Source organism: Pseudomonas sp. GGS8 (assembly GCF_024168645.1).
In the GTDB taxonomy this organism is placed as follows: Bacteria; Pseudomonadota; Gammaproteobacteria; order Pseudomonadales; family Pseudomonadaceae; genus Aquipseudomonas.
On sequence record NZ_JALJWF010000001.1, the window covers coordinates 2,035,973 to 2,056,411 of the forward strand.

At 54.1% G+C, this 20,439-nt stretch carries 26 protein-coding genes and 1 pseudogene; 26 read left to right on the plus strand and 1 reads right to left on the minus strand.

Annotated elements, in window-relative coordinates:
* The first annotated feature begins 21 nt into the window (after positions 1–21).
* From tagQ to J3D54_RS08980, 19 genes and pseudogenes are all read left to right on the plus strand, one after another.
* Positions 22–957 carry a type VI secretion system-associated lipoprotein TagQ gene (gene tagQ, locus J3D54_RS08890; protein WP_253417568.1) on the plus strand — a complete coding sequence of 312 codons (936 nt, stop codon included), beginning with the start codon at positions 22–24 and terminating at the stop codon, positions 955–957.
* 783 nt (positions 958–1,740) lie between these two features.
* A pseudogene (locus J3D54_RS08895) lies at positions 1,741–1,860 on the plus strand (hypothetical protein); the annotation flags it as partial.
* Between the two features lie 80 nt (positions 1,861–1,940).
* Positions 1,941–2,318, plus strand: a complete 378-nt coding sequence (locus J3D54_RS08900; protein WP_253417569.1) for a hypothetical protein — start codon at positions 1,941–1,943, stop codon at positions 2,316–2,318.
* A gap of 132 nt (positions 2,319–2,450) precedes the next feature.
* Entirely contained in the window at positions 2,451–2,651 is a 201-nt protein-coding gene (locus tag J3D54_RS08905; protein ID WP_253417570.1) for a hypothetical protein, read from the plus strand.
* A gap of 127 nt (positions 2,652–2,778) precedes the next feature.
* Entirely contained in the window at positions 2,779–3,123 is a 345-nt protein-coding gene (locus tag J3D54_RS08910) for a hypothetical protein (protein WP_253417571.1), read from the plus strand.
* A gap of 129 nt (positions 3,124–3,252) precedes the next feature.
* Positions 3,253–3,429, plus strand: a complete 177-nt coding sequence (locus J3D54_RS08915; protein ID WP_253417572.1) for a hypothetical protein — start codon at positions 3,253–3,255, stop codon at positions 3,427–3,429.
* Positions 3,430–3,434: 5 nt separating this feature from the next.
* On the plus strand, positions 3,435–3,662 hold the full coding sequence (locus J3D54_RS08920; RefSeq protein WP_253417573.1) for a hypothetical protein: 228 nt from the start codon (positions 3,435–3,437) through the stop codon (positions 3,660–3,662).
* On the plus strand, positions 3,659–4,060 hold the full coding sequence (locus J3D54_RS08925; protein WP_253417574.1) for a hypothetical protein: 402 nt from the start codon (positions 3,659–3,661) through the stop codon (positions 4,058–4,060). The genes J3D54_RS08920 and J3D54_RS08925 overlap by 4 nt, the downstream gene beginning before the upstream one ends.
* Positions 3,985–4,620, plus strand: coding sequence for a hypothetical protein (locus J3D54_RS08930; protein ID WP_253417575.1), 636 nt, complete (start codon positions 3,985–3,987; stop codon positions 4,618–4,620). Before J3D54_RS08925 ends, J3D54_RS08930 begins: the two co-directional genes overlap by 76 nt.
* The gene (locus tag J3D54_RS08935; protein ID WP_253417576.1) at positions 4,617–4,838 is read left to right on the plus strand and encodes a hypothetical protein; all 222 of its coding nucleotides are present in this window, start codon (positions 4,617–4,619) and stop codon (positions 4,836–4,838) included. The genes J3D54_RS08930 and J3D54_RS08935 overlap by 4 nt, the downstream gene beginning before the upstream one ends.
* Positions 4,835–5,797, plus strand: a complete 963-nt coding sequence (locus tag J3D54_RS08940; protein ID WP_253417577.1) for a hypothetical protein — start codon at positions 4,835–4,837, stop codon at positions 5,795–5,797. The genes J3D54_RS08935 and J3D54_RS08940 overlap by 4 nt, the downstream gene beginning before the upstream one ends.
* A gap of 341 nt (positions 5,798–6,138) precedes the next feature.
* Positions 6,139–7,071 (plus strand): type IV pilus biogenesis/stability protein PilW, encoded by a 933-nt coding sequence (locus J3D54_RS08945; RefSeq protein WP_253417578.1) that lies wholly within the window; start codon positions 6,139–6,141, stop codon positions 7,069–7,071.
* Positions 7,072–7,450: 379 nt separating this feature from the next.
* On the plus strand, positions 7,451–7,627 hold the full coding sequence (locus J3D54_RS08950) for a hypothetical protein (protein ID WP_253417579.1): 177 nt from the start codon (positions 7,451–7,453) through the stop codon (positions 7,625–7,627).
* Positions 7,620–8,402, plus strand: coding sequence for a hypothetical protein (locus tag J3D54_RS08955; protein ID WP_253417580.1), 783 nt, complete (start codon positions 7,620–7,622; stop codon positions 8,400–8,402). The genes J3D54_RS08950 and J3D54_RS08955 overlap by 8 nt, the downstream gene beginning before the upstream one ends.
* 115 nt (positions 8,403–8,517) lie before the next feature.
* Complete coding sequence (locus J3D54_RS08960; protein WP_253417581.1) at positions 8,518–8,946, plus strand: hypothetical protein; 429 nt, start codon at positions 8,518–8,520, stop codon at positions 8,944–8,946.
* 91 nt (positions 8,947–9,037) lie between these two features.
* Positions 9,038–9,463, plus strand: a complete 426-nt coding sequence (locus tag J3D54_RS08965) for a hypothetical protein (protein ID WP_253417582.1) — start codon at positions 9,038–9,040, stop codon at positions 9,461–9,463.
* Between the two features lie 9 nt (positions 9,464–9,472).
* Complete coding sequence (locus tag J3D54_RS08970; RefSeq protein ID WP_253417583.1) at positions 9,473–9,934, plus strand: hypothetical protein; 462 nt, start codon at positions 9,473–9,475, stop codon at positions 9,932–9,934.
* A gap of 105 nt (positions 9,935–10,039) precedes the next feature.
* A complete protein-coding gene (locus J3D54_RS08975) occupies positions 10,040–10,528 on the plus strand; it encodes a hypothetical protein (protein WP_253417584.1) in 489 nt (162 codons plus the stop codon).
* Between the two features lie 43 nt (positions 10,529–10,571).
* Positions 10,572–11,933: a lysozyme inhibitor LprI family protein gene (locus tag J3D54_RS08980; RefSeq protein ID WP_253417585.1), complete on the plus strand. Its 1,362-nt coding sequence runs from the start codon at positions 10,572–10,574 to the stop codon at positions 11,931–11,933.
* A 79-nt stretch (positions 11,934–12,012) separates the two neighbouring features.
* Here J3D54_RS08980 and J3D54_RS08985 read toward each other — a convergent pair whose 3' ends face one another.
* The gene (locus tag J3D54_RS08985; protein ID WP_253417586.1) at positions 12,013–12,393 is read right to left on the minus strand and encodes a DUF6124 family protein; all 381 of its coding nucleotides are present in this window, start codon (positions 12,391–12,393) and stop codon (positions 12,013–12,015) included.
* A 393-nt stretch (positions 12,394–12,786) separates the two neighbouring features.
* Between J3D54_RS08985 and J3D54_RS08990 the strand changes: the two genes are divergently transcribed.
* From J3D54_RS08990 to J3D54_RS09020, 7 genes are all read left to right on the plus strand, one after another.
* A complete protein-coding gene (locus J3D54_RS08990; protein WP_253426549.1) occupies positions 12,787–14,067 on the plus strand; it encodes a hypothetical protein in 1,281 nt (426 codons plus the stop codon).
* A 109-nt stretch (positions 14,068–14,176) separates the two neighbouring features.
* Complete coding sequence (locus J3D54_RS08995) at positions 14,177–14,647, plus strand: cell division protein (RefSeq protein WP_253417587.1); 471 nt, start codon at positions 14,177–14,179, stop codon at positions 14,645–14,647.
* Between the two features lie 8 nt (positions 14,648–14,655).
* Positions 14,656–16,098, plus strand: coding sequence for a TIGR01777 family oxidoreductase (locus J3D54_RS09000; protein WP_253417588.1), 1,443 nt, complete (start codon positions 14,656–14,658; stop codon positions 16,096–16,098).
* Between the two features lie 9 nt (positions 16,099–16,107).
* Positions 16,108–18,558, plus strand: coding sequence for an alpha/beta hydrolase (locus J3D54_RS09005; RefSeq protein ID WP_253417589.1), 2,451 nt, complete (start codon positions 16,108–16,110; stop codon positions 18,556–18,558).
* Positions 18,559–18,611: 53 nt separating this feature from the next.
* Positions 18,612–19,340, plus strand: coding sequence for a hypothetical protein (locus tag J3D54_RS09010; protein ID WP_253417590.1), 729 nt, complete (start codon positions 18,612–18,614; stop codon positions 19,338–19,340).
* A 147-nt stretch (positions 19,341–19,487) separates the two neighbouring features.
* Complete coding sequence (locus J3D54_RS09015; protein WP_253417591.1) at positions 19,488–19,865, plus strand: hypothetical protein; 378 nt, start codon at positions 19,488–19,490, stop codon at positions 19,863–19,865.
* A 19-nt stretch (positions 19,866–19,884) separates the two neighbouring features.
* Positions 19,885–20,433 (plus strand): hypothetical protein, encoded by a 549-nt coding sequence (locus J3D54_RS09020; protein ID WP_253417592.1) that lies wholly within the window; start codon positions 19,885–19,887, stop codon positions 20,431–20,433.
* The last annotated feature ends 6 nt before the right edge of the window (positions 20,434–20,439 follow it).

The window sequence follows — 20,439 nt, forward strand, 5'->3', positions numbered from 1 at the left end:
AACTTAAAAGAGAACACAACTATGCTTTCCTCCCGTAAAGCTTTTGCTTCGGTTTCCAAGCGTCATCTGCTGCTGATTGCCGTCGGCTTCAGCACTGTACTGACTGGCTGCGCCACGTCACCGACTTCCAAGGTCGCCTCGAGCACCAAGGTCGAGTACTACCCGAACTGCTACGAGCCGGTGCAGCACCTGCGCGCCACCGATTCGAACATGACCAAGTCGGTGGTTACCGGCGCGGCTGTCGGCGCTGTCGGCGGTGCCCTGTTGGGCGCCCTGACCGATTCCGAGAACCGTGGCCGCAATGCCGCCATCGGCGCGGCAGGCGGTGCCCTGGCGGGCGGCGCGGTCGGTTACTACAACGAGCGCCAGAAGCAGATCGCCGATGACAACCAGCGCATCGCGTCCTACGCCTCCGATGTCAACAAAAGCGCCGCCGACATCGACCGCAGCACCGCGTACGCCAAGGCTTCGCAACAGTGCTACCAGGGCGCGTTCACCAAACTGGTCGCCGACCGCAAGGCCAAGACCGTCAACGACACCGAAGGCCGCAAGCGCCTGGCAGAAATCGTCGCGGGCCTCAAAGAGTCCAACGACCTGATCGTCGCGGTTAACGGTAAAGCCAGTGAAGACCTGAGCAACTACACCCAGGCCTACGAAAAAGACCTGCAGCAAGTAGGCGTGCAGCGCACTGACGTGGTCACTGTAGCAACCGCCGACATCACGCCGGTCGTGGCACCGACCCAGACCAAGAGCAAGAAAGCGGTGAAACCGGCGAAAAAACCGGTGCTGCCAACCGTGCCGAAAGAAGCGGTCACCACCGAGAAAACCCTGCAGACCGCACAAGCCAAACAGGCTGAAAGCAAGCAAGTCGCCAGCGCAGGCACCACTCAGGTCAACAGCATGTGCAAGAACCCGGACCTGGGCGATTGGGCACCGGTACCTTGCCCGAATGTTTGATTAAGTTTCTGTAGGGCTTTGATCATTCCCACGTGTTGCGTGGGAATGATCTGTACCCAGCGTTATGCGTCGCCATCTCCTGCGCTGGCAAATGATTCAGCGCTCTTTTCACCCCGCCATCCGCCAAGAGCCGAACATTCAATCCTGAGTCGACCCCAAAAGTGTTGATAGCTTCAATAACCTCCAAAGGTCAGCATTTTAAAATCGTTGCAAACAAACGGGATCAATAACGTGAAGCGCGCAACATTGATCGGGGCGAACATACGCTTATCCTAAAAAAAGAATTGATGTAGGAAGGGGGCTGAAACGCGGTCCGAAATTTCCATTTAGGAGTGCCATTGTTTTGAAGGAATTTTTTAATATGCTTTTTGTGAGTCATCGCTTTGTTCACGGATGACTGTAACTATCAGAAAACGCCTGAATTTTTTATTTTTGTCATGCTGGCTTCAACGTCAGGATATGAATTCATCAGTGATGATAAGTAGGGGTTGATGAGCCGCTCTGGCTCAATGGTTTCGGGGGTTGCGCGTCGAAGGTGGAGGGGTCAAAACCGACGTCAGGGAATCCCCTGTCACATACAAGGTTTTCTCCTACATGCAATGGAGAAAACGCCGTTTTATTGTTTAATCGGATGCTTGCTAATGGCCATTATTGTGATTAGGATGCGCGCACTTGAAAGAGCACGAACTCAATTGGATGAGACTCATCGCCGCTCTTTAATACTGTCCGGCGCCATTGCAACTGCAATGGCCGTATGGCTGTAATCCTAATTAAAGGTCATGGATGTCCTACTCAAGCAAACTTTCCACTCATTACCTTGAACTCGCAAAAGCCTCTGTTTCCAAAGAGAGTTTCGCGGGCGAGGATGTTCGCTTTTCGAGCGAACACGAGGCATTGGAAAGCTTTCGCCGCGTGCTTGGATGGCAGCGGTCAAGTGAAGGTGAGCTAGGAATATGCGATTGAGGGTTCTAAGTCCGTTGGCAATGATCGTGCGTCGCGCTTTGCTGCTGATCGCCCTGACTGCCGTTGCCCTGGTGTTGTCTGCCTGCTACATGAAAGTGACGGCTTCAAGGCTCGCTAACGTGTACTCCACAGTCTGGAACGAGTCCGGGACTTGTTACATCAATTCCTACATTCCGCAGTATTCGGCTCTGGGCACCCCCGGAAAGATCTTCCATTTTTTCACCAGTGAAGCCTTTTTCAGGGTGTACGCAAAAGACGGTACGTTGTTGAAGTCGTCTGAATGGTTGATTTGGCAGAGCGAATTCACGAGGGATGAACGGGCGCTATGGGTAAACGGTCATGCGATCTATCCGACAGCGACGGGGTACGAGGGCTGGAACATTCCAGTGTGTGGTTGAATAATGAAAATGAATATTCGGCGCTTGGTTGGATTGCTTCCGCATTTCTGACGAAAGGCTCTGTTAATGAAGATTTCCTTAAGGCCTTTGAGTATATCGCTGAAGCTTCATGGGGTTTAATAAGGAATGACTATGGAAAGTTACTTTGCTGGCATGGTAGATAATGACTACTTCGGTGTGTTGGCGGTTTTTTGTTTTTTTGTTGGTGTTGCCGGACTTTTTCCAAGTGTTAGGGGGAAAAGGCTTTACAAAGTGTTAAATTTCATTTGTGTTATGGCCATCCCAGTTATGTTTGCGTTGGGTGTCTACTATTTGACGAACTCCAGTGTCTGATTTTTATTCATGGCACGCCGTTTCTGCTGGGTGAATTGAATGTTTCGATGTTCACAACTTGTTGCAAAACCGACAAACAGGTAACCCCCCCCCTGTGTCCTATAACCACTACTACCAAAGCGTACTCATGCCAGAGCTGAGCCACTCGCTGACAGTCCCTAATATTCTCTATTTTTTGGTGTCGGCGCTTTTTTTGCTTCTGTCGTTTACAGATCCAAAAAGCAAGTGGTCGGTAAATGTTGAGTTTTTTGGTTGTTCAGAAACTTTCGATGTTTATGGCGGTTTATTTATTTTTTGTATGGTGCTTTATATTCCGATGATGGTGTTTGCGTTTTGTTATCTTGTAAGGGCGATTGTGGCTTTTGTAAAAACAAAAAATTTTCAGGGTGGCATTTCTTTTTTGGCTACTTCGATTGTGGGTGTTATAGCAATTTATTGCTTCGATCATTGGGTGTTCAGTGAGATTTTCTAATGATCCGGCACAGATCTTCCCCTCGCGTGTGCGCGAATCGTATTTGCACCGCGTCCTGACTTTCATCGTTTTGGCTTGCGTCGTTGCCATGCATGTCGCGGGCACCTGGTGCGGAAATATGAATCCAGCATGAACATCTACGTCCGCTTTGCCATGTGGCTGGTTTTCCACGCCGCTGGATGCCTCGCCTACGTGTTCGTGCATGACGCGGTCGTCGCCTTCAAGGCGTTCAACGGCGGGCTCACCATCCGTGGGATAGCGATCGGCATGGCTCAAGACACGTTCCTTTATATTTTTTCGCGGTGAACCTGATGATCGTGCTGGTCCCGAAGCTATGGGCAAAGCTGTGCATTCTGGCGGCGATGGTCGGTTTCATTCTGCTCACCATGCTGGTGGATAACCCGCTGCGAGTCCTGTTCTACGCCATCGTCCAGGGCAGCATCACGTTGCTGGCGATTCTGGCGACGCAAGTCATTGAATCGCGTTGGGCACAGAGAACGTCCATAACGGCTGCACCTATTGAGATATCTGCTAAATGAAGGTCGGGCATAAGTACTCCATAAGCTTGGCTGTCTTGTTGATCGCTATTGCAATCATTGTGGTTGAGGTTTTAGAGCGTGCGCCAGACTATTCGAAAAAAAGTCCATCTGGGCAATATCTTATCGAGTCTGTTCCTGCAAGCTCGCTGTTGACCCCGCGAGACTTTGTTTATCTGCGATTCACCGATTTAAACAACCCCAGTCTGGTTTACCGTACACCTCTTTTTTCCGAGTTGGAGTTGGATATGCGCGCCAATGAAGATGAAAAAACAGTGGGTGTTGTATTTATAGAGTTTGATAAGTCGAACAAGGTATTTACGTTGTGGCTTTCCAGCCCGAAAAAGCACTGGTTGAATTTTTTTATCAGCAATACGCCTTACAGGGTTCTGGAAAATTGATGCTGGGTTCAGTGACCGGGATGCTCAACATGCTGCCGCAGTATCCCGTTCGCGGCACGGCGTATTGCGCGCTGGCGGGTGGTTTGACTGTTTTCGCGATTCTGCTTACCCGCGCCATTGATTCGTACGTGCCCATCATCGCCCGCAAAGGAGGGGGATCTTCAATGAAACTTCGTTCATGCATGACGTCTGTGTTGGCGGCGGGTTGCCTGTTATTGACGGGTTGTACGACTCAGCTGGTCTACTTCAACGAAATATACCTGGTTAACACCTGTGGGGTACCGCTGGAGGTTGAACCGCACCACTACACCAACTGGTTACCGCCGATAGCGCCACGTCTTGTTGCACCCGGTGAGCAGGTCAGTGTGGCCAGTTACAAATCCTTTGGCGAAGACGTCGACCAACAAGTCAGCTGCCGTTATTCGCTCACAGTGAAAGGGGCTCAACGCACTCGTCTCATCAGTGCTGACGAAATGCGCTATGCCCTGCTCAGTATCAAACGCGAGCGCGATGGCAGTCGACGCAGCTGGACCCTTAAAGATGGAGTTTTTTGCCCATGATTGATGTATCGGATGAGATGCGTATGTACCTGATGTTTGTAGCCGACAGTGATCTGTTCGGCAGCCTCGCGATCTTGAGTTTGTTGCTGATCGTCACGGCACTCAGCCGGCGACTGCGTCATTCAAGGCTGCACCGCGCTCTGTCGTTCATGATCCTGGCTTCACTGGTCGTGATGGAGTTCGCGGGCACGTGTTACTCCTCGGTGAGCCCCGCATGAACATGCCGGCCCGCATTTTTTGCTGCGTGTTGATCCACAGTCTTTTCTGTGTGGGGTATGCGTTTTTGAATGATTTCGTGGCCCATTTGTACGGCGCGCTCAATGGCGGTTTGACCTCTCGAGGCGTGAGCATCCGCCTGACCAGCAAGTTCCTCTTTGAGCTGTTTATCGCGATCAACCTGGTGCTGGCCCTGATCCCGTTTTTCAAGGTGAAACTGGCGCTGTGGGCTGTTTGGGTGTCGCTGATTCCGTTGTGGTTGCTGCCGGATCACCCGCTGCGGGCACTGTTCTACGGTCTTGGCCAAGGGACGTTCACGTTGGTAGCGATACTCGCTTGCGCTGGGCTGGACCTCTGGTACACGCGCAAGGTCGCCGCTGGAAAAACCTCGGGGCTGGCGCAAGAGCTGAAGGACATTGCTGAGCATTTTCCTCTGTGCCTGCCCAGACTCGACGAAGGCTATCCGTGGGTACGGAGCCTGGACTCGGTCGGTCTCGGTGCTTATCAGATGGCCTTCATGCCGTGCTCCGACAGCCTGGCCCGATTGCATCGCCTTATTGAAAGCCAGGGGTTCGTCACCGAAGTGGCGCGCATTGAGCGTTTTGTCACGCTGAAGAACGCCCGGGGCGCTGTTTTGTCATTTCGTGAACAGGAAGAGTTCGATGGGCGGATGGTGATTCTGGTCACCAACAGCGCAGCGCTGGTGCAAGCGGTTCGCGACCTGCAAATCACGCCACCCGCGCCGTGGGTGGTGTTCCCTGATTTCAACCCGGAAGGGCTGGGCAACATGCAGGGCAGCCTGCAATGGTGGTGGGACAACTACTTTCAGCCGTTCTGGGAGTCGCTCGATGCGCCTGCAAAACAGGCTTTTCTTCAGCGGCGTAACGCCCCGCAGGCGTGGCTCGACTACTTGCAGTTTTATGAGGAACTGAGCAGCGTGCAAAAAAAGAGGCCGACATAAATCTCAATGACAGCTAGAAGTCATTCAAATTACGGTTTAATAGTAGAAGGAGATGAGTGTGGGATTCAGTATTTTTATTTTTGGGGGGCGCTGGTTTTTGCGGCTTCCTCTTTAGCGGGTGCCCAGGATTTGGTTTGGATTCTGATAGTGACGTGTGCACAGTTTTAGTTGCCGAGAACTATTGTAGGTTGGGCGAGACGGCGAAAACTAAGTGGGATATACGTGTTGGGGAATATAGCTCAACCTGTGTTAAATAAATTTGTCCAATTTTTGATGTCGGTGCGTATCACCTTGATAACTAAACAGTACGCCGAAGCCCGTGTTATCGCACTGGGGGGGTTATGATAAGGGTAGTTGTTTTGCTCGTTTTTTTCTTTATAGCAGCTATAGCAAGCGCAAACCCTAGTTGCGAGGCTGATCTGAACGGAGATGGGGTCTGTGATCCATATAGTGTCAGTTCCCTCGAGGAAGACGGTACAATTTCGCGGGTTACTATAAATATTGGTGGAAGCGACAAGTCAGTTTCGGGAGATTTTGAGTTAGGAAACGGCGGTTTGTCTGCTGGTTATCTCCCAGGTGATTTTTCGTTGTTGCTTGATTTTTATACTCGCAACACTAATCTTACAAAGTACAATTTTAGATGGGATTCCGTACGGCAAGATTGGGTTCTCTATAAAAAATCTACTTGGGTTGAGCCAAGTAGAGATGAAAAGTATTCCTTGGGGGGGGAGAGGGCTCCAGTTGAAGTCTCATTTCCGCAACAGTTTGATGTCGAACGGGTTGTATGTTGCACGTTGTTTTCCCAGTTCTCCGATGATGGTCCTAATTTTAAATTTTTGAATGCTGATGAGAAGTTGGCAGCGATTAGGAAAGATTTTAAATATATTCTAAAACGTCTCCCTCAGGGTGAGAAAGGGGAATTATTTTATGGTGTTGATGAAGTCGGAAATAAAGTAAGGAGGAACATTCCTCAGGAGTTTGTGTATGAGCTGACTTTGATTGTCTCTGAAGAAAATGTCGGGGCGTTAAACGATTATGCATATTATTTGTCCCGTAGCCACAATAATGTTTTGGCTGCTATGCTTTTGAGTGAAATTCATAAAAAATTTCCAGAAAGAGTGGTTGCAATACTGAATTTAGCAGATGCGTATTGGGACATAGGCATGAGATCCGATGCGTGTCCGCTCTACAAGGAATATGTCGACAAGATGACGAAAAAGGGGAAGGCGGTTCGGATACCTGAAACGACAAAGTCTAGAGTTAACTGCGATTGATTGTTCTATTTGCTCTCTTTAGTCATCAGTGTAATAAGGGGGCGGATTTATTTTCGATCTTATTCCGTTTCCCATGCACTCTTACGTTTTCGCTACCTGCCTTGCCGCCATCAGCTCTTCCAGATGATCCAGTGCACGTTCCACCATGAGCTGAAGCAAAGGGGGACGGATTTATTTGTTCGGCTCGACGGTTTTGAACTTGGCGTGGATTTTAAATAGATCTGTCCCGTTTGTTTCGTTTGTTTTCAGGGGACGGTTGGAATTGTATTTATTGAAATGGATAAGGCGACCAAGAAATACACGCTTTGGCTGTCTGGTACGGAAGGGCATTGGCTGAATTTTTTATCAGTAATACACTCTACGAAATTTTGGAAAACTGATGCTCGGTCCAGTGATGGAATACCCGCCTCTTGCGTCCACATCCGTTCACCCGGCCTGTGTCAAAATGATCTGGCTACAGCGCTTCCTCATGGCAATGGGTGTGCTCGCCTGCGTGGTATTGGTGGTGATCGTTTCGAGCGTCGATAAAGCCATGGCAGGAGTTGCACATGAATAACCGTCGCGTCATCGGTCTGGCCGTGCATGCACTGGCCTGTGTGATTTATATCGTTATGAATGGCTATGCCGTGCCTGCCTATAAACAACTGGTCGGCGGGCTGACCTCGCGCGGTGTTGCCATTGGCATGGCGATGTACCTGATTTTCTATTTTTTCGTTTCCCTGAATTTGATTCTGGTCTTCATCCAGCGCCAGGCCATCCAGTTTGGCCTGGTGATTTTCATGATGCTGGCGATTTTGTTTTATCTGCTGCCCCAATATCCCATCCGTGGTTTGGCGTATTGCGCACTTACGGGGGGCTTGACGGTTTGCGCCATCCTGCTGACCAACGCCATCGACACTGCCTACACCCGTTGGCGCAGGCTCGCGGGGGTGGAACCGTTGGTGGTTCACAACCGTCGAGCAACACCGCGTCTGTTGCTGATTACGGCGCTGATTGGCGTATCCATATGCGCCGTTGTGCTTGGGTTGAAGATTTTCGGTGGTGTCACGGCGCAGGCCTTGGCGCGACACTCGAGCGAGTCAGGCGAGTGCTATCTCGTCACATACGCGCCCGGCTATCACAAGCTGGGATTGATCGGAAAAGTATTCGGGTTGTTCAGCAGCGAATACTTTTTTCGGGTGTACACCAAGGACGGCGCGCTGCTCGAATCGTCCGAGTGGAATTTTCGGGTGACTGAAATTTTTTCGGTTGCTCCCGAGTTCAACGGCTCGACGGTGCTGTATCCCGGCACGCAAGGCTACGAAGATTGGAGGGTGCCGGAATGCGCCTGATCGCCAGAAGTCCTCGCATGAAAAAAACGCACATGGTGTGCGCCATGACGCAATTGATGCGCGCGTCTTCGAGGATGGGGGCTTGCCCGTGATCGGTGTATCGAACGAGATGCGTATGCTTAGCCGCGCGCAGCTAGGTTTCTTCATGGCTGCCTTGTGGTGGCCATTGCTGGTGGTACTGGCGATTTCTTCCTATGACCTGTGGATTGGCGAGTATTCAACGTTCGATTCATCCCAGACCTATTGGCAGTACCTGTTGTGGTGGGGCATTCCTGGGCTATTGGCGTTTTCGCTGTGGATGTCCCGAGGCGCCAAGAACCGAAACGAGCAACAAGCGCTTCGGATGGTTTGGCTCGCGCCTTTGAAATTCATCCCCTTTTACGCCGTGCCATGGATGATTTATGGCCTGGGGTGTGCGGTCGCCGGGCCGTGTGCTGAGGCTTACATGGCGTACGGTTGGATCATGCTGGTGCCTTACCTCCTGATTGCCGGTTACGTCTGTGCCGGTCTGACAGTCGCGCTCTACAGGACGTTTTTTTCATGAGTTCCACTACCAGGCAGGTAACGTGGAGCGGTTGCTGTTCTGTCCCATTTGTTGATCCCGTTTCTTTAAAATTTATGGCGTCTCGATAAGTATGAAAAAAACACTTTTTTTCTTGTTGGCTTTGTTTCCATTCTCCGCTTACAGCGAAGTCACCACCGAGACATTGTGCTTCGAACTCTCACAGTCCAGTCCGGTAAAGTTTGAATTTCGAACCTTCTACGACCCAATCAGTAAATGGTCGGGTGGTTTCGTTAAGTACGCCAAATCAAACGTCCCCATTTCCATTGTGTTGACGAGCTCCCAAGACGAAATACTCGACCCACAGGCGCCCTGGCAGCACACAACAACGTGGTCTGAAGTCATGGATGGGAAAGTCACGGGAACCTATGAGTGGGTGACTCAAGGGGCGCAGGTCGTTACGATGTCGTACACGAAGAAGTCCAACGGCAAGGCGTACAGCTTCATGCTTAACACCAGCATCGACTCTTCTTTGGAAACCGGGTGTAAGTGGGAATAGGATGATCACATGCGCTTCAACAAATTAGCCTTATCGCTGCTCGGATTACTGTGGACGATCCCGGTGTTTGCTGAAGTAACGACGTTCAGCCCAACCGATAACGTCGACGCGACGCTCGTGCTGGACGGTCCCACGCTAACGGTCGCTGTTAAACGCAATGCTCATAGCGAATCCCGGACCATCGATTTTCAATCAGAAAACGAACTACATGTGCAGATCGACGATTTCAATTTCGACGGTGCGAAGGACTTCGCCGTCTGGCAGATCGACGATGGTATGGGCACTTACGATTTCCACAGGATTTTTGTTTACCAACCCACAACAGGAACCTTCCAGGAGTTACAGCCCGATTGCGGCGATGGTTTCGTCAATCTCCGTATTGAGAGTAAGCGAAGAGCGCTGATCAGTACTTACTGGGAAATGAACGTGCCGAAGCAATGCGTAACCCGGTTTCCGAAGCGCAGAGCCTGAATAAAGCAAGACCAAGTCTTTACTTCTCATTGTTTGTTTAAGCAGGTTGTTACGATGCGTAAATTTTGTTTTTTATTATTGGTATTTATGCTCTGTAGGGTCTCCGTGGCTCAGGACGATAGCCTCTATCTGCGGGGGACAGTAGTAGATGGCCCCTATAAAACAACTGTTGTCGAAAATGCGGCGTTATCGGTTTTGGAAACGGGAGATGCAGAGTATCCCGTATCTTTAGTCCTCGACGTGAAGAACAGTGATGGAGTATCGGCTAGACAGTTAGTTGATAAATATGATGTTGCGGGTTCGCCGCCTAAGGTCGAGTCGATATTTTTTTATCCGGTTCAGGATGTAAAAAATGTCTTTGTTTTGGTTTCTTGGGAAATTAACCATAGAGGCATGGGTACCTACGGTACTCTGTATCAGGTCTATGCTTATGCACGAAGTAGCAATGGTGGGCTGATCTCCAATCAATTGATTCAGGCTAATAGGTACTTGAGCGGGATCGATGGCTTTAGTGAAGGTGTGCCACAAACGTTTGCTTATAAAGATGCGGCCTCAATAAAGGCCTACGTAAAAAAGCACCTTAATACGCCATAATCCCTTACGAAGGGATCTGTTAAAAATTACAAGGATGATTGGGATGAATCAATTTATCAGACTCATTGTTGGAGCAATGTTTAGTGGCTTGCTAGGTTTGCCCACTGCGTTTGCGCAGGATGATTGCAACGAGATCACCGTAAACGAGCAAATTGATAGATGTTCTGATGTCGTGAAGAACGCTGCTGATTCACAGTTGAATACGAGTTACCACCAGCTGATGGCTCGACTCGAAACGCAGTATCGAGCCGAACCCGACACAGGGACGGCGTATACGACGAAGGTCAAAGAAGCACAGCGCGTGTGGATAAAATTGCGCGATGCGAACTGTCCGCTCGAAGCGTTTGAGATTAAGCCTGGCACGTCCGCTTATGTGGCAACGGTGAACAATTGCATCGCAAGAATGAGCCGCGAGCGCACAGTCTTTCTGGACAGTATTGCGCCCGACATCGTCAGTGGTTCACCTGTTGGGCGAGGGTCAGATGTCTCGTGTCCATCCCAGAACTTTGCTCAGTTTCTGCCGGCATTCTCCGCCAGTGCTGAGACCCAGAAGCGCCTAACCGCACTGGCGGTAAAAATATTGGTATTGAAGCGCACCTCGGACCCTGGTCAATTTGAACCGCAAATTACTGCGGAGACTGGCTCCAGTTTGACGTTTCCGTTGATGGCTGCGATGGAAGGCAAGACTGAAGGGGTTGAGATCGAGACAGTCGATGACGCTCACATGAACGTTGTGGATAAACGGGCCGGTAACAGCAACATCAAGATTTTTAACTTTGCTGAAAAGTCGTGCTGGTCGCTGGTGGGGATTGAGGATTGGTCGATCAGCGAGAAGGAGCTTGTCGCACCCGATAGACCCGGAATGAGCCGCGCGGAGAACCTTTGTTATCAACGTGCTGAGGGCTTGGGTGGGTTGGGGTTTCTTGAACGATACCGTCTGACTGGGGAGTTGATTGAAGCGTCGCTGGAAAACTATGTCTGTGCTGCGGAGTCGGGCGATCCACAGGCGAGTCTGTCGGCGGCAAGATTGAGTCTTTCGCAGATGGCGTCTCAATTGGAAACCAGCAAGCTTGAGGCTTTGTTCAAAGCGGCATCCACGACAGCGAGCGGCGCGCTGGGTTATGCCACTTATTTTTGTAACGGTAATTCCACCGACTATAGCGGCCCTTGCCTGCACCCCGAGCAGGCAGAAGGGCAAGCTATTCGCGCGGTCTCCATGGGCTCCACAGAGGCGATGAACTACCTGGGGTCTTCTTTTGAGAGTGGTGAATTGGGAACAAAGGATATGTCCCGGGCGTTGGCCTGTTATCAGATGTCAGCAGATAAAGGTAGCCCGGGGGGGAGCGCCGGCGTGAAGCGTTTGGTTTCGCAAGGCTCAGACATAAAGGCCAGTCACTGCCTGTAAATTTCGCCGTGCAGGTATAAACGCTGAAGAAGGGGACTTTAAGTCCCCTTCGTAACGTCCCTTTTTTATCCGAGTTTCGCTACGCCTTCGCCCGATGCTGCGCCGGATTCGGCGAATCAATATGATCCAGCGCTCGCTCCACCAACAACTGCGCCCCATCCGCCATTCTGCTGAGTGCCAGGGCGACTGAGCGGCGGGTGCCTTCGATGTCGTCGGCCAGGTCGGCGGCGATGGCGCTGATGGACTTCAGGTCTTCGGAGGCATTGGCCAGGAGGGCTTCGGTGTCGATGTCGGAGGAGACGGTGAAGAGCTTGCCTTTGCGCTTGGGTTTTTCGTTGGGGGGTGGGGCGAAATGATGGTCGAGGGCGCGTTCGGCGGCTTCGTGGAGTTTTCTGGAATCGAAGGATTCGTAGGGGGATGTGGCTTCGTTTTCAGGAGGATTTGGTGTTGGCTTGATCATTAAGTGTTACTCCAAGATTTAAGGAGCTGACACCGTTTCGCGTGCACTTCGAAAGAGGTGGCAGCTGTGCATAGGTGTGCAAGACCGGTGGAGTCACCCGGCAGACCCGAAGGTCTCCCATACACAGCCGCCATAACGATTCGCGAGCATAGGAAAACGCTCGACGAATTGCCATAACCGAATGTGTACTCCACCGGACTTGCACGTCCGTGTCACCGATTTTGCGGTGACGAACAGAGGTTATCGATGAGCGCGAGCGCTGGATAGTTCATGAACAGCCCGGCGTGTTGAAGGAAATGTCCGATGCTGTCGAAGTAAATGTAGGCGGGTGATTGAGCGTTTTTAAACACGACGCCTGAGCCGGTTAATCCGAAGGTTTTTTGAGTGATCGACATGGATTGTATTTTTAAAAAAGGATACGGCTTCAGGGCGGCTCTGATGGGTGCTGTTGTGCTGAGCCTGTTCCTGGGGGGCACGGATGCGTTCGCTGAAGATCAACCTTGCCCGTTCGATGTGCCTCAAACGGAACTGAAGGTTGCAAGCTGCGTTCAGGAAGGGGGCGTGAACGTACTCAAGCTTGTGCCCCGTAACCAACCGGACTACGCCAACCACTTCGATAGTCTCCCCACTGTCATTGTCACTGGGAAAAATCTGCAGGACATTTTGGCGGTTGTCGGAATCGACAATACGCGGCGCTACAACAAGCTGATCGAACTGCCTGATGCTGAATCAATCATGGAGTTTTCGGACGCTACGGCGACAGCCAAAGCGTCGATGCAGCAGCAAGGCTGGAAGCTGCTGGACATGAAAAACGTCATTTATCCTGGGCCGGGCGGTGTTGAAGGGTTCGGATTAATCTGCAACACACTTCAAGCAGAAACAGCACAGGGCTTTGTCGTTGTTTCTCAGTGCAATACTTTTTATGAAAGCGAGAGATCAAGCCTGAAAAAGATCCTTTCCAGGATCACCTGCGAAGCCCCAAAAAGTGAAGCATTCCCAGCGCTCAACACAGACTCGGGCTCTATCGTTTTCAACTACGCCAAACTGCCCGAAGACGAATCCCAAGACGCCGATGACGTCGCCATCAACGTCGATTATGTAAATTGTGCCGATGGTACAAAAAAGAACATAGGCGGCCTGCCATTTTTGGCGGCCACGGGACGAGTGCAAGCGGCTTTCTTTGCGCAGGCTGAACCCGAAGCCGAGCCGGTGCTATTCGTCATTCATGCGGTCGGAATCAGAGCTGATACGGGCGTTAATTATTTGGGCGAGTATTACACCACTCATGCGTATTCCCGTACGGCGGCGGGTTATGTGAGAGATGAGCGGCTGTCGAATTATTTTGGTAATGGCGGCGATATTGCGCGCGATTCCGAGTCGTCGGAGTTGATCTACACGTTCCCTTATAAAACCGCTGAGGGCATCGTCGCCAAACTCAACTCTGCCGCCTATAAACGCTGGGCAGCGGGGGACAGGGTGACGCTCACGATTAACAAAAAGACCTCGATTCACAGTTCGCCCGTTTTGGCGGACATGACGAAAATGTATTTGATCAAGGGCGACTCGGTGTTGCAGGAAGGGGTTGAGGCCGGGTGGCTGCAAATCATGTTTAAAACCCCCAAAGGAAAGGAAATTCGGGGCTGGGTTCAATGCAACGATGCCGATGGTTGTTAGTCGACTTTCTATTAGAAATTTTAGAGGCGAGACGGGCCCCGTGATTAATCACTAAATCTCCCGTTTTCCTTTAGACTTGCCCCCCTCAAGGAAGCTCCCAGGACACGGAATGCCAGTCCCCCTTAACACCCTTCGCAACGCCCTGGTCGTTTGGCTATACGCCGCCGCACTGGTGCATCTGCTCGTCAGCATCCTGCTGACCTGGGCCGGCCATTCCGGTTTGCTCGACGGCTATCTGCAAACCATCGAAAAAGCCTTCTGGTTGGCCGACGCCGTACCCACCGCCGCCCGCGCGCAACAAGTCTGGTGGCTCGCCCTATTCGGCGCCACGCTGCAAAGCTATTCCCTCTACATGCTCGCCCTCGTGCACTTCGGCCATCGTCTCAAAACCCCTGTGGCCTGGGGCTGGTTGATTGCCGGCATCGTGCTCTGGGCGCCGCAGGACATGTTGATTTCCCTCCAGGCGCAGGTCTGGTCGCACCTATGGTTCGACAGCTTCGCGCTGCTCACTTTACTGCCACCGCTGATTTGGCTGTATCGCCACGACCGCCGCACCTCCACCTCAACACACTCCGAGTGATGCCAACCATGCCTGACTTTTCTCTCCTGGATTGGGCGATTGCTCTGTTGATTGCCCAGGCCTGCCTGGGTGCGCTCGATACCCTGTATCACCACGAACTGACGGTGGCGTTGCCGTATCGCCACAGTGCCCGGCTGGAGTTGTCGATCCATGCGATGCGCTCGTGCTTCTACGGGATTCTGTTTCTGGGCATGGCGCATCTGGCATTCCACGGCACGTGGGCGATTGTGATTGCGCTGCTGTTTGCGCTGGAGATCGGCCTGACGCTCTGGGACTTCGTGGTCGAGGACCGCAGCCGCAAGTTGCCGGCCATCGAGCGCATCATGCATACCGTGCTGGCGGTGAACGGCGGGGCGTTTTTTGCTTTGTACGGGGTGCAATTGGCGCAGTGGGCGAATTTGCCTACCGGCCTGAGCGCTATCGATTTCGGCTGGCGTGGCTGGTTGCTGACGCTGTTCGCTATCGGCGTTACGGCCTCGGGTATTCGTGACGGACTGGCGGCGCTGCGCATGCAGCGCGAAGGTAAACCGTCTAATCCGTTCGCTGGCGGAGCTTACAAACGGGTGCTGGTGACCGGTGGCACCGGGTTTATCGGTGAAGCCTTGGTCAATCAATTGCTTGATGCCGGCCACACCGTCAGCGTGTTGGCCCGCGATCCGTTGAAAGCGGCGTACCTGTTTGACGGCCGCGCCCGTTGCCTGCGTTCGCTGAGCAAACTCGGTTACAACGAAACCTTCGACGTGGTGATCAACCTGGCCGGTGCGCCAGTGGCCGGGCCGCGCTGGAGCGCCAAGCGTCAGGCGCAACTGATCGCCAGTCGCGTCAACACCACCGAAGCGCTGATGACTTGGCTGAAAAATGCCACGCATAAACCGGCGCTGTGGATTCAGGCCTCGGCCATTGGTTTCTACGGCGTGCGCGATGCCAGCGAACGTCTCGATGAAACATCGACCAAGGGCGACGGCTTCATGGCCGAACTCTGCGCGCAATGGGAAACGGCCGCGCAACCGGCCACTGAGTTCGGTGTGCGTCAGGTGGTGATGCGCCTCGGCGTGGTGTTCGGGCCGGGCGGTGCGTTGTTGCCGTTGCTGATTCCGTTTCGCCTGGGCTTTGGCGGACGCATGGGCGATGGTCAGCAGATCATGAGCTGGGTGCATCGCGACGATGTGATTCAAGTGATCGCACGCGCGTTCGATGATGAGAGCTTGAGCGGCACTTACAACCTGGTGGCGCCGGATACGGTCAGTCAGGCAGCGTTTGCCGAGCAGGTCGGCAAGGTCTTGAAGCGCCCGGTGTGGTTCCACATTCCGGCGGCGCCGGTGCGTGCGCTGGCGGGGGAAATGGCTCAACTGTTTTTCGACGGCCAGCGTGTGGTGCCCGAGCGTTTGAGCGAGGCGGGCTACACGTTCCGCTATCCAACCCTCGACGCCGCCCTGCGCGATCTGGCCTGAGGATCACCCATGAGCAAGCCGCTGATGTACCTGCTGGCCGGCAACGGCAGTGCTGCCGATTGGTGGGATGACGCGCTGCCGCACTTTCAGCGCTACGAGGTGGTGCCGCTGGAACTGCCGGGCTTCGGCGCCAACCCGCAAGCGCCCTGCGAAGACCTCGCGGCTTATGCGCAGGCGTTGTTAGCGGCGACGGTCAAGGGCAGCGCGATCATGGCGGTCGGGGTGAATGCGTTGCTGGTGTTGCATGCGCTGCAGCGTCAGCCGGGGCACTTTTGCCGCAGTGTATTGCTGGCGCCGGTCGGCGCGTTTTTGTGGCAACGACGGTTGCCGGCGCTGATGTCGCCATTGCCGATTCGCAAAACCATTCACTGGCTGCTCTCGAACAAACCGACGCTGTTCGCTCGCAAGTTCTCCAACCAGACCTGGACACCCGGGCAGTACCAGCGCATGGGCGCTGGCTATGCCCGCTGCCGCGCGTTTGTGCCGCACTGGGACTTGGTGCGGGCCGACACCGCGTTGCCGCTGCTGGAGTGGATCACCGATCCGGTCGAGCTGATCTGGGGCGATCAGGACAATGTACTGGGCATCGCACAGGCTGCCGCATGGTCGGCGATTCTGGCTCGCGCTGATCTGACTATCAGCCTGAAAACCGGTTGGGGTCATTACCCGTGGATCGACTCGCCGGCCGAATTCGCCGCGTGGCTGGAGTCGGGCGAGCGCGGATTCGTCGCGCACACCAAGGGCGGCCGTTTGCGTCTGGCCGAGTTGGCCGGGCAAGCGGTGCCGCCGGCGCTGTCTCTCAATGATTGCCACGATGAACGTCTGCCGGCATTTCTCGCCAGCCAACCGGACGCCACGTGGGCGGTGCGTTCCTCCAGTTATGGCGAGGATCAAGCCGATGCGGCGAATGCCGGGCTGAGCACCACATTTCTGCGGGAACCGGCGGCCAACGTGCCCGCGCGCATTGCCGAGCTGAGCGCGGCGGGTGTGGAAGAAGTGGTGGTGCAGCGCTTCATCACACCGCAGCTGTCCGGGATCGCTTTTGTGCGTCATCTGTCGGTGGAACTTGAATGGGTCGAAGGTCATCTTGAGTCGTTGGCCGATGGTCAGGCGAGCCCCGAGCGGGCGATCCTTTCCCGCCTCGGCGACTCGTGGAGTAGCGGCACCTTCAAGCCCTCCAATGGCCTGACGGCTGACCGGTTGTGGCGCTTTTTACAAGGCGTGTTGCGGGTTTTTCACTACGTGCCCGGCGACGTCGAATGGGCCTGGGACGGTACGCAACTCTGGTTGCTGCAATACCGGCCGATCAGCGATTACGGCTGGCGCCGGCACCTGACCGCCGCCAACATCGCCGAGATCCTACCGCCGCAACCGAGCCGCTTGGTGGAGTACGCCCAGCGGCGTGCGGCGGCAAGTATTCCGGCGATCATGGCGCGTTGGGATTCGCGGGTGTTGCAGGATAACGAGCCCTTTACGGCCGTGTTCGGTGGCGCCTCGTACATCAACAACGATCTGTTTCTCGCACGACTCGCAGAATGGGGCCTCTCTGCCAACAGCTACGCCGGCGAAGTCGGTGGTGCGATTCCGCATCTGCCTTGGCGACCGCTGCGGATGTTACGTTCGCTGCCGTTATTCCTGCGTATGCAGCGCGTTGCTCGCGGGCATTTGCTGAGCCTTGAGCATGGCTTGCGGCGCTTCGACGGGGAACTGTCCGAGCTCATCGCCCAAGGCGCCGACGGCCAGCAACTGGCCGACTGGTTCACCCGATTTTATGTGTTCGTGGTGCAAGGCAATCTGTGCATCGCCACGGCACTGGCCAGCAGTGGTGGTGATTGGCTGGGGCGCCCGCCGACTGCTTACAACGACCTCGAAAACAGCCCCCATCGGCTACCCTGGGAAACCGATCCCGCAACGTTGCGGCCTGCGCCGACCGATCTACCGTTGCAGGCATTCGCGCAATGGTCCGGATTCGTACGTCTGGCGCACGTTACTGGCTTGCCGGGCCTGCGCGGCTACTACCTGCAAGTGCGTGAGTGGTATCGCGACAATCTCATGCGGATCTTCTTCCGCCTCCATCACGCCATGCCGCTGGCAGATCGCGAGCATTGGTTTGCGCCGCATCCCGACGTTCGTACCCGCGACGGCAGCTTCTGGCAGGACGGTCGCGAAGGCACGGAGCAGGCGACGGGGTTCATGATTTATCCGGGGCAGGTGCGGGGCATTCTTGGGGCTGACATCTTGCTGGAAGACACCCTCGATCCGGGGCGTCATGCCCACTATCAGGCTGCGCGGGCGGTGATTGCGCGAATGGGCGGGCGGTTGTCTCACGGCTCGACGCTGTTGCGTGAACTGCGCAAGCCCTCGGCGGTGATGCCGCAGGTTGATCCGGCGTGGCTGGGGTGTGAGGTGGTGTACCGCGATGGTGAGTTGAAGCTGATCACTCCAGCGAACAAAGGATGAACCGACTGCTGTTGAGCAGTCGTCGATAACGTTATGCACAGGGATGTCGGTTGATGGGCTTAATCAAGTCTTCATGGCTGCGGGGTTCGCTACTTGGCTGGGTTGCGCTGACGCAGACAGCCCTCGCCGCCGATGCCGTGGTGGTCGGCGGTGAGTCAGGCCAGTCGACGGTTGCACACGGTCCGACCGAGGCTGTTGTCGAGCTGGATACGTGCCGGTTCTCCATGCCGTTGTTGCAAGACCAATGGCTGACGTTCGAACGCTTTTATCTGGTGTTTGTCGCGGGTAAACAACTGCCCGCTGGGGCCCGCGCGCCTGGTTTATGGCAGGCGGAAACGTCGAGCGGCTATGACTGGCATTTCGAGAAGTCCGGCAACCTGAGTCAGCCGTGGTTTGGCGCGATGTGTGAAAACGCCGACAGCTTCTCCCGGCTCACGGCCCGGAAGCCCCCGGAAGATGACTCCATCGCGCTGCAAGTCCTACGTGATGACAACGACCGCAGATGCCCGGCGACCCTGACCGATCACGGTTGGGAGCCCACGTCGCTGGCGGGCCCCAAGAAAAGCTACACCTTCGAGGCACTGGGTGGGGAGAAGTCATCTGGGTTCATCTTCGGTTTCCATGACAAGTCGCGACGTCACATCACTCGCGTTGCTTTCTGCTTGCTCAGGGGCGAAAGCGTACTGATCGGCTCAGCAGAGTCAGGCTCATCCACTCCTTTGGCTATCAGCGCCGAAGGGTTTGAACAAATCAAAACAGCGGTGCGCAGTATTGTTTTTTAGAAAGCAGCCCAATGATGTACCCCATATACGGAGTTACAGCGTGAGAAAGCTGCAACAGGGCTCGCTACTACGAGTGTGTGAGTAACGAGTTCCGGCTGTTGACATTCAAAGAGTTGTAATCACCGCCGCTTGATTAAGGATGATTGGATGAACCGCTTTTCCATTCGGCCCACGCTGAATGCTCTTTTACTGTTGCCCCTTGCCTACGCCATCCCGGCAACTGCCGAAGCAGGAAGTTGCTACGGCTACCTCACCGAGATGGTCAGGAGCAGCAACTTCCCGTTCCGCTATGTCGGCAAGGACGAGGTCAACCTGCTGATTGACGATGACGACGGAGAAACCGTGCGGGCCAAGGTGCTCTATGACACGGACGGCACCGGGACCATCGGCTGGATCAAATACATCCCGGCCACCCGAGTGTTGCTCAATACCTCGGCTGAACTGGAAGAACCGGTGGAACTGTCATTCGATGCCCAATTCGCCGACGGCTATGCAAAGTGCCTCGCGAAAAAACAGGCCAGTTAACGGTGAAAGGGAGTTTTCAATGAATCAGCGTCTTCTCGCGGGCAGCCTTTTGCTGCTGCTCTCGTTTCCAGCCTTCGCCGCGCCTTCGGATGCCTACACCCAACGTGATGTCATGCAATGTGGTGGCGTTGAGGTGGTGTTGGTGTCGTCCTGTCGATCCGTGACGGTGCAGGACAGTGAAACTCACTTAATCCCGGTCTGCTCCGACCAGACAATCAACATTGGCGGCCAAGTGCTTCGGCGCAACATCGACAAAGTTTCACAGCTCACGTCCGACGGTGCGAAGACGAAGATGCTGAGTCACGTGGTAGTGGCGATGGATTGCGTGAAAGGAACCAAGGGCAGCCTTGTTGCGATAGGCGGCTACGGCGGTTGTGGTGCCTGCCCCGAGTGGCACGGTTATTACTCGACGGTCGGGCGATTGGAGCAGTACAGCTACGACAATAACTATCGATCGTTTGGTTCGAAAGGCTCCTGGGAAGGGCTGATCAAGGCTTATGGCGTCACGAAGAGACAACTGCAATCGGAAAGCCCTGCAGTGAAAAGGATCGTTTATGGCCAGCCTTAAGTGGGT